General features: G+C 57.0%; 15 protein-coding genes. 2 read left to right on the forward strand and 13 right to left on the reverse strand.

Annotated features, from left to right (window positions below; genetic code table 11):
* Positions 1–137: 137 nt before the first annotated feature.
* The 4 genes from tal to dusA all read right to left on the reverse strand — a co-directional run bounded on the left by tal (position 138) and on the right by dusA (position 6,150).
* On the reverse strand, positions 138–1,064 hold the full coding sequence (tal, locus tag ACLH0I_RS10335) for a transaldolase (RefSeq protein ID WP_186705210.1): 927 nt from the start codon (positions 1,062–1,064) through the stop codon (positions 138–140).
* A 182-nt stretch (positions 1,065–1,246) separates the two neighbouring features.
* Positions 1,247–3,235, reverse strand: coding sequence for a UvrD-helicase domain-containing protein (locus ACLH0I_RS10340; protein WP_411386952.1), 1,989 nt, complete (start codon positions 3,233–3,235; stop codon positions 1,247–1,249).
* Positions 3,232–4,968, reverse strand: a complete 1,737-nt coding sequence (locus ACLH0I_RS10345; protein WP_411386953.1) for a DEAD/DEAH box helicase — start codon at positions 4,966–4,968, stop codon at positions 3,232–3,234. The genes ACLH0I_RS10340 and ACLH0I_RS10345 overlap by 4 nt, the downstream gene beginning before the upstream one ends.
* Before the next feature lie 162 nt (positions 4,969–5,130).
* Positions 5,131–6,150, reverse strand: a complete 1,020-nt coding sequence (dusA, locus tag ACLH0I_RS10350; RefSeq protein ID WP_411386954.1) for a tRNA dihydrouridine(20/20a) synthase DusA — start codon at positions 6,148–6,150, stop codon at positions 5,131–5,133.
* A gap of 102 nt (positions 6,151–6,252) precedes the next feature.
* On the opposite strand from dusA, the gene ACLH0I_RS10355 reads away from it, so the two are divergent.
* Together ACLH0I_RS10355 and ACLH0I_RS10360 are read left to right on the forward strand one after the other, a co-directional pair.
* Positions 6,253–7,344, forward strand: coding sequence for a site-specific integrase (locus ACLH0I_RS10355; protein ID WP_411386955.1), 1,092 nt, complete (start codon positions 6,253–6,255; stop codon positions 7,342–7,344).
* Between the two features lie 86 nt (positions 7,345–7,430).
* Complete coding sequence (locus ACLH0I_RS10360; protein ID WP_411386956.1) at positions 7,431–7,706, forward strand: DUF3892 domain-containing protein; 276 nt, start codon at positions 7,431–7,433, stop codon at positions 7,704–7,706.
* Positions 7,707–7,800: 94 nt separating this feature from the next.
* Here the strand turns inward: ACLH0I_RS10360 and ACLH0I_RS10365 are convergent, their stop codons facing one another.
* The 9 genes from ACLH0I_RS10365 to ACLH0I_RS10405 all read right to left on the reverse strand — a co-directional run bounded on the left by ACLH0I_RS10365 (position 7,801) and on the right by ACLH0I_RS10405 (position 12,811).
* Positions 7,801–8,070 carry a pyocin activator PrtN family protein gene (locus ACLH0I_RS10365; RefSeq protein WP_411386957.1) on the reverse strand — a complete coding sequence of 90 codons (270 nt, stop codon included), beginning with the start codon at positions 8,068–8,070 and terminating at the stop codon, positions 7,801–7,803.
* Positions 8,067–9,809 (reverse strand): DNA cytosine methyltransferase, encoded by a 1,743-nt coding sequence (locus ACLH0I_RS10370; RefSeq protein WP_411386958.1) that lies wholly within the window; start codon positions 9,807–9,809, stop codon positions 8,067–8,069. The genes ACLH0I_RS10365 and ACLH0I_RS10370 overlap by 4 nt, the downstream gene beginning before the upstream one ends.
* A 244-nt stretch (positions 9,810–10,053) precedes the next feature.
* Positions 10,054–10,596: a phosphohydrolase gene (locus ACLH0I_RS10375; RefSeq protein ID WP_411386959.1), complete on the reverse strand. Its 543-nt coding sequence runs from the start codon at positions 10,594–10,596 to the stop codon at positions 10,054–10,056.
* The gene (locus ACLH0I_RS10380) at positions 10,593–10,814 is read right to left on the reverse strand and encodes a hypothetical protein (RefSeq protein WP_411386960.1); all 222 of its coding nucleotides are present in this window, start codon (positions 10,812–10,814) and stop codon (positions 10,593–10,595) included. The genes ACLH0I_RS10375 and ACLH0I_RS10380 overlap by 4 nt, the downstream gene beginning before the upstream one ends.
* On the reverse strand, positions 10,811–11,227 hold the full coding sequence (locus ACLH0I_RS10385) for a hypothetical protein (protein ID WP_181289199.1): 417 nt from the start codon (positions 11,225–11,227) through the stop codon (positions 10,811–10,813). Before ACLH0I_RS10385 ends, ACLH0I_RS10380 begins: the two co-directional genes overlap by 4 nt.
* Before the next feature lie 43 nt (positions 11,228–11,270).
* On the reverse strand, positions 11,271–11,600 hold the full coding sequence (locus tag ACLH0I_RS10390) for a pyocin activator PrtN family protein (protein ID WP_047227242.1): 330 nt from the start codon (positions 11,598–11,600) through the stop codon (positions 11,271–11,273).
* Between the two features lie 158 nt (positions 11,601–11,758).
* Positions 11,759–12,043: a phage antirepressor KilAC domain-containing protein gene (locus tag ACLH0I_RS10395; protein ID WP_411386961.1), complete on the reverse strand. Its 285-nt coding sequence runs from the start codon at positions 12,041–12,043 to the stop codon at positions 11,759–11,761.
* 10 nt (positions 12,044–12,053) lie between these two features.
* Positions 12,054–12,638, reverse strand: coding sequence for a hypothetical protein (locus ACLH0I_RS10400; protein ID WP_411386962.1), 585 nt, complete (start codon positions 12,636–12,638; stop codon positions 12,054–12,056).
* Positions 12,635–12,811 carry a hypothetical protein gene (locus ACLH0I_RS10405; protein WP_411386963.1) on the reverse strand — a complete coding sequence of 59 codons (177 nt, stop codon included), beginning with the start codon at positions 12,809–12,811 and terminating at the stop codon, positions 12,635–12,637. Before ACLH0I_RS10405 ends, ACLH0I_RS10400 begins: the two co-directional genes overlap by 4 nt.
* Positions 12,812–12,973: the final 162 nt, after the last annotated feature.

The raw sequence follows: 12,973 nt of genomic DNA on the forward strand, positions 1-12,973 counted from the left end.
GATCTGCCTTCAATCTCCTGTGGGAGCGAGCCTGCTCGCGATGGCATTTATCAATCCACCACATCCCCTAGGCCAAACCGCATAAAAAAGGGCGAACCCACCCAGGTTCGCCCTTTTTGCGTGCCAGTTGAATCAGCTCAAAGCTTGGCTTGCAGCAACGCCTCCAGCTTCTCCTGATCCCGGGCAAACTGACGAATGCCTTCAGCCAGTTTCTCGGTCGCCATGGCGTCCTCGTTGGACAACCAGCGGAACTGCGCTTCGTTGAGGATCAAGCGCGCTTCCCCGGCTTGCCCCGGTGCCAGCTTGCGCTCCAGCTTGCCTTCGTCGGCGGCGAGTTTTTCCAGCAGGTCCGGGCTGACGGTCAAGCGGTCGCAACCGGCCAATTGCTCGATCTGGTTGAGGTTGCGGAAGCTCGCGCCCATGACCACGGTCTTGTAGTCATTGGCCTTGTAGTAGTTGTAGATACGCGTCACCGACTGCACGCCCGGGTCATCCGCGCCGGTGTAATCGTTGCCGTTGGCTTTCTTGTACCAGTCGTAGATACGGCCCACGAACGGCGAAATCAGGAACACCCCGGCATCGGCACAGGCGGCGGCCTGGGCGAAGGAGAACAGCAGGGTCAGGTTGCACTGGATGCCTTCACGCTCCAGCTGCTCGGCCGCGCGAATGCCTTCCCAGGTGGAGGCGATCTTGATCAGCACGCGCTCGCGGCCAATACCGGCCTTTTCGTACAGGTCGATCAGACGATGCGCACGCTTCAACATGGCCTCGGTGTCGAACGACAGGCGCGCATCCACTTCAGTGGAAATACGCCCTGGAATCACTTTCAGGATTTCTTGCCCGACCGCCACGGCAAAACGGTCGCTGGCCAGGCCCACATCGCCCTTGCAGTCCGCCACGCAGGCATTCAGTTGCTCGGCATAGCCATGAATGGCCGACGCCTTGAGCAGCAGGGAAGGGTTGGTGGTGGCGTCGACGGGTTTGACGCGGGCGATGGCTTCGAAGTCGCCAGTATCGGCCACGACGGTAGTGAACTGTTTGAGTTGTTCCAGCTTGGAAGTCATGAGCGTGCTCTGTCCTATGGGTCTGTTGACATTACCCGAGGGCCGGCAGCCACTCAAGGGCGTGAAGAGGTATCGACGGGCCCCGGCGGCAACAACCTGAAAACGGCTGTTTGAAAGGCCGGGGCGGTATCGGTAGATACGATGCCAAAACCGCCCGCAGGTTCAACATCACTGCCTGACGGTCATGGCTGCTGTGCGTTCAGGAACAAGCCTGCAATGCCTTCCGGCAGATGCGCCGTCGAGATCAGGATCAGTCGCTGGCCGGCCCTGGTCATTGCCATATAGAGCTTGCGCGAGTTTTGTTCACGCTCCTGGGCCGAAAGCACTCCGGCCTGGGCCGTTTCCTTCATGAGTTTTTCCAGGCCCAGCAGAAACACGATGCTGGCTTCAAGTCCGGTAGCAGTATCCAGGCTGGAAACACGTAGGTTATCTGCGTCCACGTGTACTGACTCCATGCTGTTCAAATCCCAGACTTTGCGCGAACCGAATCGCTTGCTCAACGCCTTGAACAGGAGTTTCTTGTTGGTGTCTCGTCCATACAGAACCAGCATATTCGATAGATTGATCTGCTGGGTTTCCAGGTAGCCCTCTATTTCGTTATAGGTCTGTATGACCGCATCCTGGGGAGTCTCTGATCGGATCAACAGCGGGGCAACGCCTTCATCCATGCCGTCGAAATCAGGTTGCAGATAATCGTCCGGGTCGGTTTGGGTGAATTCGGCCAGGACAAGGCCGGCAGCCCGTAATATGGCTTGAGTGGTTCGATAGGAGTGGTGAAGTTTCTTTGTTTTACCCGCCACATCCAAGCCGACACGCTTCCAACTGAGTCGGCTTTTCAAAAAGCCCTGGTTGGGGTCGGCACATAAGAACAGGCTGCCCTCGGAGTCGGTCAAGGTGCTCTTGACCAGCTGAAACCAGGTCGGCGCAAAGAATTGAGCTTCGTCTACCAGGATGTGCTGGTATTTATCTAGCTTGTCGAGCTTCGTGAGACATAAATCCCGAGACAATGAACTCCATAAGCGAGCGCCTTGTTTGCTCAGCGCGTCATTGACTTGCCCGTAGAGCGACCACACCTGCACCCGTTCTTCCTTACGCAAGGCAAACCCTTGGCCTGCGCGCTCAGCAACCAAATAGTCATGCTCGTCGCAGATCAGTGATTCATTGATGAAGTCGAACTCATCCAGAAGTTGTTGATCGCCGGGCTTCAGGTCCGGAAAGGCTTTTCGATAATGGGCGATCTGGCTTGTAACCTTGATAGGGGATGCCATCTCTGGTTGCGGCTCAAAATGATTCACCCATTGCTGCCGTATCCAGGCCAGCGCGGTCATGATTGTCAGGTTGCGCGGTAGATCTCCCGGGCTGGCCTTCTTCAAGCGATGCTTGAGGTCTTTAACCACCGGGACATTGTGGATCAGCATCAATATCTTCTGATCGGGAAATTTCTTTGCCAGGATCAACGCCCGGTTAGCGGCGATCAATGTTTTGCCGCTACCCGCCACGCCGTTGACCAGACGCACCGAAAAATCATTCAAGGTTTGCGTTTGTTCTTCAGGCAGTTCCAGATCCAGCTTACTGGCCCACTCTTGTTGTGAGTCCAGAAAGTATCGAGTGGTCTTTGCCGAGTTATCCCGTGAGAAATGCCGGCGCGTCGTACATATCGCGGGTATTTCCGCCTCTGGAAAGTAGTGCCCCATGAGCGTGTCGCTGGCCTCATGGCTCAGTGAGTTAAGCAACTTGGGCAGTTGTTCGTGGCCATGTTCGATAAAAGTGTTTTTCGACATCAGCCGCGGGCCATCAGGCGTTGAGTAGTGCAGCCACAGCCGCTTGGTCTGGTCGGGTGTGCAGTTCCACATGACGATCAGCCTGCCGAGCCGCTGCCCGGTCGGCATCCCGTCGGGCTCGGTTGCTTCCAGGCGCGAGAGCAACTCCTTGAAAGCCTGCTGTCCGGTAGCCGCGAACAGTTGATCAGGGTCCAATGTTTCAAAAGAGAGTTCACACAGCACCATGGCCAGCCATTGATGTTGTGCGTGCTGAAGGAAAAAGTCCGGCGCCCAGGCCTCTCGAGGGAGGCACTGGCGAACGACATGGTGGTCGTCCAGCTTGCGCAACACCCGTTTGACGTGGACATGCGCGCCAGTGCTGCGTTGCCATTCAGGGATAAATAGCGTCATGGGGTGAGCACCACTTTGCGGCATCGACTGATCAGGTTCAAATAGTCATTGGCCCATTGCTGCGTGATGCTGTTGCTGCATTCAATTCCTTGGCTCAGTTCAGGCCCGATGATGATCAATTTAGTCATTGCCCGGGTGATGGATACGTTCAATCGCTCGGGCTGGAAGAAAAACTCCGCCACAGCGCCAATGAACTCCTCATCGCCACTGGCCAACGAGACGATGATCAGTTCACGTTCCTGACCCTGCATGCGCTCAACAGTGTCCGCCACAACGGTGCTGGCGATCTCGCGCCCGAAACTACGCGCCAACAGCGTTCGAATCGCCCGGCCCTGGGCTCGGTAAGGCGTGACGATGCCGATATCAGACAGGGCAAGGCCCATGGTCTGGGCGGTCTTACAGAGTTCCAGTACATGCTGGGCATCGCGATAGTTGCGGGTCTTGGCTGTTCTGTCTGTGGTGGGAATAAACACGGCGCTTGCGTCTGGATCAAATACGCAGTTCATAGGGGCCTCTGCACCAACGTAATTGAAACGCCGCTCCTTGTTAGGGCCTGCAGCCCGTAATTTGCCTTTGTAATAGTTTTTGCTCGGCCATTCGGTCAGCCATTGGTTCATCCGATAGGTTTCTTCGAGCATCACCGTATGGTCGGCAGTTTGGGAGGTGAGACGACCGAATATCGACATCGATTCGCCAGAAAGAACCGACTGGGACAACAGCACCGGCGGCAGCTGTTTCTGGTCTCCGATGAAGATAAACCGCTTACCTTTGCGCATGGCCATTAGCGCGAGGGGGAGGGTAATCTGACTGGCTTCGTCAAAGATCACCGTGTCGAATTTGAAATGCTCCAGCTGGCTGCAGGTGGCGAAGGGTGTCGCGCCAATGACATAGCCACTTCCGTCCGCTGGTAGATTTTCCCAGTCGGCAGGTGTTTTTGCCCAGTCAACGGTTTTGCTTAGATCATCCCGGCGACCACCAATCTTCACGGTTGGGATTTTTCGCTCGGCAATCTTTGCCAGGGCATTATTGATAGCCATGTGCGTATGGGAGGTGACGAACACCCGCTCGTGACGCTCTACCAGCAATTGGGCGATAAGCGCCAGGGCACGGGTCTTGCCTGTCCCTGGCGGGCCTTGAATGCAAGCAATCTGCTCGGCGGCAAAAGCCATGGCAACGGCCCGGGCCTGATGCTCGTTACACTTGTTCTTGATGGCGAACCTTTCGGCGTAATCCAGATCTGCGTCGTTGAATGTGATAACCGGCGCATCGCCGAGCAACGGGACAATGATGTTATCGGCATTGATCGAATCGGCGATATCTTCCAAGGTCTTTTCATAGCGAGGCGTCAGGTCCAACGCGTCCATGTCGGCGTAGCAAGGTCCGTCCTGATAGTTGTCCCAGACTGTATTGGCCAGTTTCTCGCTCAGTAACCAACGGCCGTCCTCTTCACGTTCAAACGTCATTCGGGCGCATAACAACCCTGTGGACGGATCGCCCAAGTGCAAGCGCAGCATGTCCCCTTCACGAAAGCGCGATTCGCTGTCATCGAGATACGCCCAAAGACAAGTAGCCTTGTCGGCTTTTTCAAGATGCGTGAAGCCTTGGGTCAGGCCCTTTTCAAGCTTCTGATGTAACGGGCGCTGCCAGGTTTGCAGGAGTTGATGAAGGTTCGCATCGCGCTCGGCATGGACGAATTCAAAAAGCTTTTCAATAAGCGGATGTTGCCCTTGCATGGGGATACTCGTCCTTGTGATCCGTGATGGCACAACAGTTTTACATACTGTTGGAGCAAGGTGCGAGTATTGTGGATCCAATCGACCCTTTTGGAGGCGAGTGCTGGGTTAAATGCAAGTTACGTATTTCCAACCAAGCGCGTTTGCGTCAACTTGCGCGTGTCAGCGCCCCTCCAGCAACTGCCCCGCCTGATCCAGCAACGCCAACGGATCCTTGGTTTTGTGAATGTCCACCGACAACAACTGCCGAAACCGCCGTGCCCCCGGAAAGCCGGTGCCCAGCCCCAACACGTGACGGGTGATGTGATGCATCGCCCCACCCGCGGCCAAGTGATCGGCGATATAAGGCCGCAACTGCGCCAGCGCCTCGGCCCGAGAGATGATCGGCGCAGTGCTGCCGAACAACTGCTGATCCACTTCGGCCAGCAGATACGGGTTGTGATAAGCCTCGCGTCCCAGCATCACGCCGTCGAAGGTCTGCAGATGCTCGTGGCAGGCTTCCAGCGTCTTGATTCCGCCGTTGAGCACAATCTCCAACTCCGGAAAATCCGCCTTCAACCGCGCGGCCACGTCATAACGCAGCGGCGGGATGTCACGGTTCTCCTTCGGCGACAGCCCCTCCAGAATCGCAATCCGCGCATGCACGGTAAAACTCGTGCAACCTGCCTCGCGTACTGTCCCGACAAACTCACACAACTGCTCGTAACTGTCCCGCCCATTGATCCCGATGCGGTGCTTGACCGTCACCGGAATCGACACCGCATCGCGCATGGCCTTTACACAATCGCCCACCAAGTCCGGATGACCCATCAGACAGGCGCCGATCATGTTGTTCTGCACCCGGTCGCTGGGGCAGCCGACGTTGAGGTTAACCTCGTCGTAGCCGTGCTCCTGGGCCATGCGGGCGCAGGCGGCGAGGTCGGTCGGGACGCTGCCGCCTAGTTGCAGGGCTAGGGGGTGTTCGGATGGGTGGTGGCGCAGGAAGCGTTCGTGGTCGCCGTTGAGCAGGGCGCCGGTGGTGACCATCTCGGTGTAGAGCAGGGCGTGCTTGGAGAGGATGCGTAGGAAGTAGCGACAGTGGGCGTCGGTCCAATCCATCATCGGCGCAACGCTGAAGCGGCGGGACAGCTCTTGGCGGGATGATGCAGTGTTTACGGGCGCTTTAGGTTTTTCTAAATTCATTGATACTGATCTTTTATACAGCGGTTTTTACCCATTTTTCCTTGTTTTTGGAAAGCGGTTGCTACATTGTAGCAACCGGTCTCGGCAATGTAGCAACTGGATATGGGCACGATCACATCACGCAAGCGCAAGGACAATTCGACGGCCTACACGGCGCAGATACGGATTAATCGGGACGGGAAGACAGTTTATCAGGAAAGCCAAACCTTCGACCGGAAGCAGGTGGCTCAGGCATGGATCAAGCGACGGGAGACGGAGCTGGCCGCGCCAGGTGCTATCGAGCGTGCGAACCGGAAGGGTGTGACGATCAAGAAGATGATCGATCAGTACCTGGACGAGTACGAGAAGGTCAGACCGCTGGGGAAGACTAAGCGAGCAACCCTGACGGCGATCAAGGAGACGTGGCTGGGCGAGGTCGATGATTCAGCGCTGAATAGCCAGAAGCTGGTGGAGTTTGCTCAATGGCGGATGAGCAAAGAGGGAGGCGGTGTCCAGGCGCAGACGGTCGGGAATGATCTATCGCACCTTGGAGCGGTCCTTTCGGTCGCTAGGCCGGCGTGGGGGTATCAGATAGATCCGCTTGCCATGACTGACGCTCGAAAGGTATTGCGTAAGCTCGGAATGGTCGCCAAGAGCAAAGAGCGTAATCGCCGGCCTACTCTTGATGAGTTGGACAAGCTGATGAAGCATTTCTTCGACATGCAGACTCGGGGTAATAACTCGATTCCTATGCCGAAAATAATCGCTTTCGCACTCTTTTCGACACGCCGGCAGGAGGAAATCACGCGGATACGCTGGGAGGATCTCGACGAATCCAGGCAGGCGGTGCTGGTTCGAGACATGAAGAATCCTGGTCAGAAGCTAGGTAACGACGTCTGGTGCCACTTGCCTGATGAGGCATGGGCGATCCTGAATTCAATGCCCAAAGTGGAGCCAGAGATTTTCCCCTTCAACGGTAAATCGGTATCAGCTTCTTTCACCAGGGCTTGCCCGTTACTGGGGATAGAAGACCTTCATTTTCATGACCTCCGGCATGAAGGGGTGAGTCGGTTGTTTGAGATGGACTGGGATATTCCGAGAGTTTCGAGTGTTTCAGGTCATAGGGACTGGAACTCTTTGCGGAGATACACCCATTTACGTGGGCGACAGGATCGATACCAAGATTGGCCTTGGATGAAGAAGGTTATGGCTTGAGGTCGCACCGATTTTTTCCGTAGACACTTGAAAAATTGGATCCAGTCCCCATCTTCCGTCAGCAGGAAAAAAATCGGAGCGTCCCCATGAAGCAGTACTACATCACCGCTATTCGCTTAGACAGTAAGAAAGAACATATTGAATCGGTAAAAATTCGAAAACATCTAACTAAGGACTATTATGTAATTGCCCGTGCGTTGGCTGCACATTTGATCGAGTCCGGTATTTCGTTCAAAACTCGCTACTTACACAATGGTGACTGGCATACCGGCGCTGAGGTCGAGGTATTTGATGGTGAGTTCCTTCGTGCGGACCCCAACTCAACGGCTCGCGATAACCTAAGAAATCTTAAGGTTTTTTAAGGCTTTATTTTGACTGCATGCAGCAAGCGCCTTCTAGAATGAAATGTCCTGCCATGCTAGAAGGCGCGTACTTTCTGCTGTAGTAACGGCTAATTCAAGCTGCTCTACCCATTAGCTGATTATGTTCCCTCATGGCTTTTTCACGCTGCCGATCAATGTAGTCCGCCAGATCCTTCAAGTGAATGCCAAGCGCAGCTTTCTGAGAGTTTGCCCCCAAACGTACGACTGGAATATCTATCTCCCCATCCAGTTGTTTTCGCTTGAACTTCTCGACCGTCAAATGCATGTAATCAGCGCATACCCGATCAAGGGGAATGACAGCTTGCCCTTCATATTGGGCCATTAGTAAGAAGAGAGTGTTCATGCCGCCTCCCTCATGAGCTCGTCTTCTTGAGCCGCATTTGCGTTGATCAGTGCCATCATCGGCCAGGGGGAGACAGAGTTCCCTACCATGAGTACCTGGTCTTTTTTGCTGAACTTCTTGCCGTCGTGGCCATGGTCAATCACGTAGTTGTCCGGGAAGCCCTGGGCTCGGTAAAGTTCCCGGGGCGTCAGCATGCGCATGCCAATGTCGACGATGACGTACGGTGTTCCTTTGATCACCACGGTAACCAGGGCTAGCCGATCCCGTGTGGTGATCGTGGCGGCCGGGTCGCGCAGGTCGTAGATGTTATCGGTGCCGTAGTACCCCATCAGGAAAGCGGCAACGCGTAGAGCGCCTTCTTCCACGTCTGGTGCGAGTGTGTACTCGAGCAGCGCGTGATGTTCTGCACCGGCACAGATAGTTGAGATCGGCTCATCCATCGCGCTGCCCACACAGTTCTTGCGCAGGGTCAGCAGGTTGGCGGTCACCAACTGCTGTTGGCTGCCCGTAGTGGTTATCGCTGTCAGTGGTTGATCTGGGTGCCGCCCCAGCGTTTCGTTGAAGCCACCATTGTGTTGTGCGATGTAGGCCACGGCGAGCGCAAAGTGCCCGCCCTTGACCTGTGCACAGATGGTCCCCAGCGGCGCATCTGCGGGCATGGTGCGCTGGGACGTTGCATTGGCGTGCTCTGTGAGGAAAGGCGCGACTTGTGGCGTCACCAGGGCGAAGCCATGCGCTCCGGTGATGGTCTTAGTTGGATCTTGCACGGACTGGCATCGTGCAATGTCGTTGCCTGAGTGGTTGACGCTTACGATGAACGGGTCGGCATGATCGACCACATAGCGGCGAGCACCTTTGCGCACGCGCTCCATGGTCTTGTCTGCCAATGGCCGGCGAACACCAGCGGCACGGCCTTCTTCTTTAGTCAGGAAGATGCTCGGGCAGGGGATAGACCAGTCGATGATGCTGGCTGCGTTGCGCCAGGCTTTTTGGCCCTTTGCGGGTGTCTTGAAATGGGTCGGCTCCGGCCAATACAGGGGCTTGCCATCGCATCGAGCGACCATGTAAAGGCGTTCACGTGTGGTAGCGGCGCCAAAATCACAGGCCTTTAGCTTTCCATGCAGAATGTCATAACCCATGTTCTTGAGAATCTGCAGGAAGCGGCGCCAGGTCTTGCCCTTACGTTTTGGATCAGGCACTAGGTATTGATCCTGAACTGGAACGCGCTCGCCTGGTGCGGCCACGCTCCCATCGCGGCGAATCACCCGACCGGTGGTTTTGCATCGCTTAGCAATCAAGGGGCCCCATTGCAGGATCTGCCAGACGTTTTCCATAGTGATGAGGTCGGGTTTGACCTGTCCGGCCCACTTGACGGTGACCCACGACAGGGAGCGGCTGGCACTGCTGCGTGGTTGACCTCCGGCGGCAAGGCTGTGATGGGTGCATTCGGGGCTTGCGTGTAGGTGTGCGACGGGGCGGCCTCGTGTCGCTTTTCGGGGACACACCTCATAGACGTCCGAGATGTAATGCTCTGCGCCTGGGTGGTTGCGCTTGTGCATGCTAATGGCTTTGGGGTTGTGGTTGATCGCGATATCGACGGCTTTGCCCGTGGCCATTTCCTGGCCCATGGTTGCGCCGCCGCCACCGGCAAACAGATCGACGCGGATTTTGCCCGTGAGGTCGAGGCCAAATTGGGTGATGACGGCAGTGCTTATTGGGGTTTGGGAAAAGGCGGTCATACCCAGCCTCCATGCGTATACCCCACCACAGGCTGCGCGAGCGGGCGTTCCTGAGCGATTAGCGTTGCTTCAGTGTGCGCTGCCCCGCGCAGCTTTTCGTGGGGTATAAGCGCCTCGGTGGTGCTGCTGGGAAGAGCAGTAATGCCTGCTGCTGCGCAGCAGAGACTATTTTTTACAGGCGCGTCGACCCTGCTAGCGCTGCGGAGCAAAGCGGCCTGGAGTTGGGTGTTGTTCTGTTCCTGCTTCATGCCGCTTTCCTCCGATGTTCTATAGCGAGTTGGTCCATCAGGCGCTGGTGGTAGGTGAGCCGGGCTTCGGTGGGTGACCACGGCCGGATGCGTTCGGGCGCGGGTTCGATGCCGACAAGGCAATCCCAGGTGGCCGGGTCGGGTGGTATCAGGTCGCGGCGTTCGGTGGCCAGGGCGATTAGGTCGGCTTGATGTACGCTTGAGGGGAGGTCAATCTCCAAGCCAAAGCGCTCACAAACGCGCCCCCATATGACGTCCTCGAAGCCACGGTAATAAGGCATCCACTCCTTGAGTGGCCGGGTCATGTCGCCCAGATAAGCCTCGGTGGCGTCGTGGAGGAGGGCGGCGAGTTTGTGCTCGGCCGGCACCAGATCTGCAACCAAGCAACTATGCTGGGCCACGCTATAGAACTCGCGGGTGTGGCCGTTGAAGCGGCACAGGTGAGCCAGCGAGTGAGCAATATCCCTTGGGTCGATCATGTCGGCGTCCGGCTCGAACAGGTCAAAGCGTTTGCCGGTATGCGTGAAGATCCAGTTCATGCTGCCTCCTTGACCAGGTCGGCGAGCAGCAGGACGTTCTGGGTGTCCTTGTGCAACTTGCGCAGGGCGTCGTAGCCGATCAGCTTCGACAGCTGCCGGTCGAACTCTTTGCGGAATCGAGTCACTTCGCGCAGTTCGGCGGTGGCTTTGGCGTGTTGCTGGTGCAGCACGCCGGCATCTTGAGGTGAGAGGCGTAGCATCGGGCTATGACGGCTCATGCTGCATCCTCCACTTTGGCCTGATCCAGCAGAGCGGCCATGCCCAGCGCTTTTTCGCGCAGGTCGAGCGCCTGCTGTGCCTGGGCCTTCGAACTCATGGCGCGGAAGGTGTCTGAGGCCAGCCTCAGTTTTTCGGCGATCTGCATAAGCGTTTGGCGCTCTTGAGGGCCGAAGGCTTGGCTTTCTCTCAGCCGCTTCGCATGGGCTGCGAGGTGCTTGTGATCGGCGCGGATGAATTGAAGGGATGCCTCCAGCTCACGAATGGTTTTTGCGTTGGCGGCGCGTTCGTCGTTCGTGCCCTCTTCGACTCCTTCGACGCGGCCGTCAATTAGCCCGCCTCGGTAGCCGGTCCAGTAGATGAGGGCCGCGCCGACTATCAGGCCGATCAATGCGCAGATTTGAATTGCAGTCATGTGGTGTGCTCCTGGTGGTGTAGGTGGCTGGTGGTGGCAGCCGTTACGGTTGGACTTCTTCGGTTGCGTCGGCCTGGGCCTTCGCGTGGACTTCGTCGGCCTTGTAGGCCTGGATGTCTATCAGTGCCGCGACGTGGCGGATGTGCGCGTACTTCGGTGCTTTGCGGCTGCTGTCCAGCGTGGTCACGGGCAGTTGAATGCGGCCGCTGGTGATTTCAGCTGCAAACGACTGCTCGTTGAGGTTGCGGAAGTACTGCACGCGCAGCTTTTCGAGGGGGATAAGCACGTCGCCGAAGGTGCGATACAGCAGCTCGACGGTGGCCGTCTCCGGTGCTGGCATCAGGCGCAGCGGGTTTTGAGGCTGGCTAGTCATGAGGCTTTGGGCTCTCCATGCGTTTGTTTCGGGCCGGGTGATTCCAGGCATTGAGGCAATGGCGTTTGGTCAGCTCGCGCAGATGCTCCGGCACCTCAAGGAGCGCGGCGTTGCGCTCCTCTCGGGTGCGTAGGGCAATGATCTGGCGGGCGTACTCCCTAGGCCACGTCACGGTTGTCTGCCGGGATGGCAGGAAGGTCGAGGCCCAGTTGCTCTGCTAGCCAGGGGATGCCGGCCTGCCGGATGCGTGTCGATTGGCTGTACTGCATGCCCAGCGTGTCGTGGTACCAGTTGCTGTCCTTGACCCGAAGGTATTCACGGTCGCGGACGGGGAACGCCGGCAGGTTGCGGTCGGTGAGCAGACCCTTCTCACGCATGAGCTTGATCAGGGTGGGGCGGGTCAGGCCAAAGTGCTTGGCGGTCTTTTCGAGATTGCGCTCCATGTCAGCCCTCCTATGCTGCGTGCGCGGCGGGTGTCGCCAGCGCAGCCAGGTGGTGGATGGATTCGCAAACCTGCTCGTACATCTCAGCGTCGGTGCCGTACACGGTGAAGCACTTGGTACGAGGGCTTTTAACGCCGATGCTCATGACTACGGTGATGCCCGAGCGTGTACGTGTGCGGTGCACGGCGAGCCGGATCGGCAGTTCAAAGCCCAGGTCCAGGTCGACAAATCCGCCTGTGGAAACCAGTCTGTAAACCTGCTCCCGCTGCTGGCTACTGAAAGCGCCGTAGTCGCGTTCAGCATGTCGTTTCGGCTGGGGTTCGCCCGTCAGGTCTGAGGGGCCGTTGACGACCTCCTCAATGAAGTCGGCGAGCTTCAGGTGTGTTTTTTTGGTGTTGGGCACGGTCAGCGTGTGACGCTCTGAGCCCAGCTCAACGGTGAAGGTGCTGTCGGTCTTGTTGCGTTCAACTTTCAGCCGAAACGCCAACACGTCGCGTCGATACAGTCGCCGAAGGGTGTGATTGAAAGTCCCGCTCAGGTTCACCTGGGCGCTGAGCAATGTCAGTGTGCGGTTGTCGATCAGGTATTTGCTCATGCTGCCCGGCCTCCATCGTTTGGATCGAAGGAAGTCGGTGCGGTACGGGCGGGTTGCTTGGGTCTAGACGGAATGAAGGTGCAGCCGTAGATGCGGGCCAGGCGCCTTACTTCGAAGATGCGGGATAGGTCGGCAACGGCCGGATGGACGTGCAGGGATGCTGTGGTGTGCATGGTTTTGCCTCGCTCTGTGGTGGAAGAGTGGGGCAAATATCAACCAATGGTTGATTTGTGTCAACAACTGTCGATTGATATTTTTCCGAGTACTATCTTATTTCTGTTGGTGATGGCATTTTAGTCTCATCCCCAAAACCGTCTAAATGGACTAAATCATTC

The organism is Pseudomonas sp. MPB03, assembly GCF_046605385.1.
Classification (GTDB): domain Bacteria; phylum Pseudomonadota; class Gammaproteobacteria; order Pseudomonadales; family Pseudomonadaceae; genus Aquipseudomonas; species Aquipseudomonas zanjanensis.

What these genes read in the sequence shown, in the direction of transcription:
- tal (WP_186705210.1), bottom strand. Translation starts at nt 1,064, where the DNA reads ATGACTTCCAAGCTGGAACAACTCAAACAGTTCACTACCGTCGTGGCC.
- ACLH0I_RS10340 (WP_411386952.1), bottom strand. Translation starts at nt 3,235, where the DNA reads ATGACGCTATTTATCCCTGAATGGCAACGCAGCACTGGCGCGCATGTC.
- ACLH0I_RS10345 (WP_411386953.1), bottom strand. Translation starts at nt 4,968, where the DNA reads ATGCAAGGGCAACATCCGCTTATTGAAAAGCTTTTTGAATTCGTCCAT.
- dusA (WP_411386954.1), bottom strand. Translation starts at nt 6,150, where the DNA reads ATGAATTTAGAAAAACCTAAAGCGCCCGTAAACACTGCATCATCCCGC.
- ACLH0I_RS10355 (WP_411386955.1), top strand. Translation starts at nt 6,253, where the DNA reads ATGGGCACGATCACATCACGCAAGCGCAAGGACAATTCGACGGCCTAC.
- ACLH0I_RS10360 (WP_411386956.1), top strand. Translation starts at nt 7,431, where the DNA reads ATGAAGCAGTACTACATCACCGCTATTCGCTTAGACAGTAAGAAAGAA.
- ACLH0I_RS10365 (WP_411386957.1), bottom strand. Translation starts at nt 8,070, where the DNA reads ATGAACACTCTCTTCTTACTAATGGCCCAATATGAAGGGCAAGCTGTC.
- ACLH0I_RS10370 (WP_411386958.1), bottom strand. Translation starts at nt 9,809, where the DNA reads ATGACCGCCTTTTCCCAAACCCCAATAAGCACTGCCGTCATCACCCAA.
- ACLH0I_RS10375 (WP_411386959.1), bottom strand. Translation starts at nt 10,596, where the DNA reads ATGAACTGGATCTTCACGCATACCGGCAAACGCTTTGACCTGTTCGAG.
- ACLH0I_RS10380 (WP_411386960.1), bottom strand. Translation starts at nt 10,814, where the DNA reads ATGAGCCGTCATAGCCCGATGCTACGCCTCTCACCTCAAGATGCCGGC.
- ACLH0I_RS10385 (WP_181289199.1), bottom strand. Translation starts at nt 11,227, where the DNA reads ATGACTGCAATTCAAATCTGCGCATTGATCGGCCTGATAGTCGGCGCG.
- ACLH0I_RS10390 (WP_047227242.1), bottom strand. Translation starts at nt 11,600, where the DNA reads ATGACTAGCCAGCCTCAAAACCCGCTGCGCCTGATGCCAGCACCGGAG.
- ACLH0I_RS10395 (WP_411386961.1), bottom strand. Translation starts at nt 12,043, where the DNA reads ATGGAGCGCAATCTCGAAAAGACCGCCAAGCACTTTGGCCTGACCCGC.
- ACLH0I_RS10400 (WP_411386962.1), bottom strand. Translation starts at nt 12,638, where the DNA reads ATGAGCAAATACCTGATCGACAACCGCACACTGACATTGCTCAGCGCC.
- ACLH0I_RS10405 (WP_411386963.1), bottom strand. Translation starts at nt 12,811, where the DNA reads ATGCACACCACAGCATCCCTGCACGTCCATCCGGCCGTTGCCGACCTA.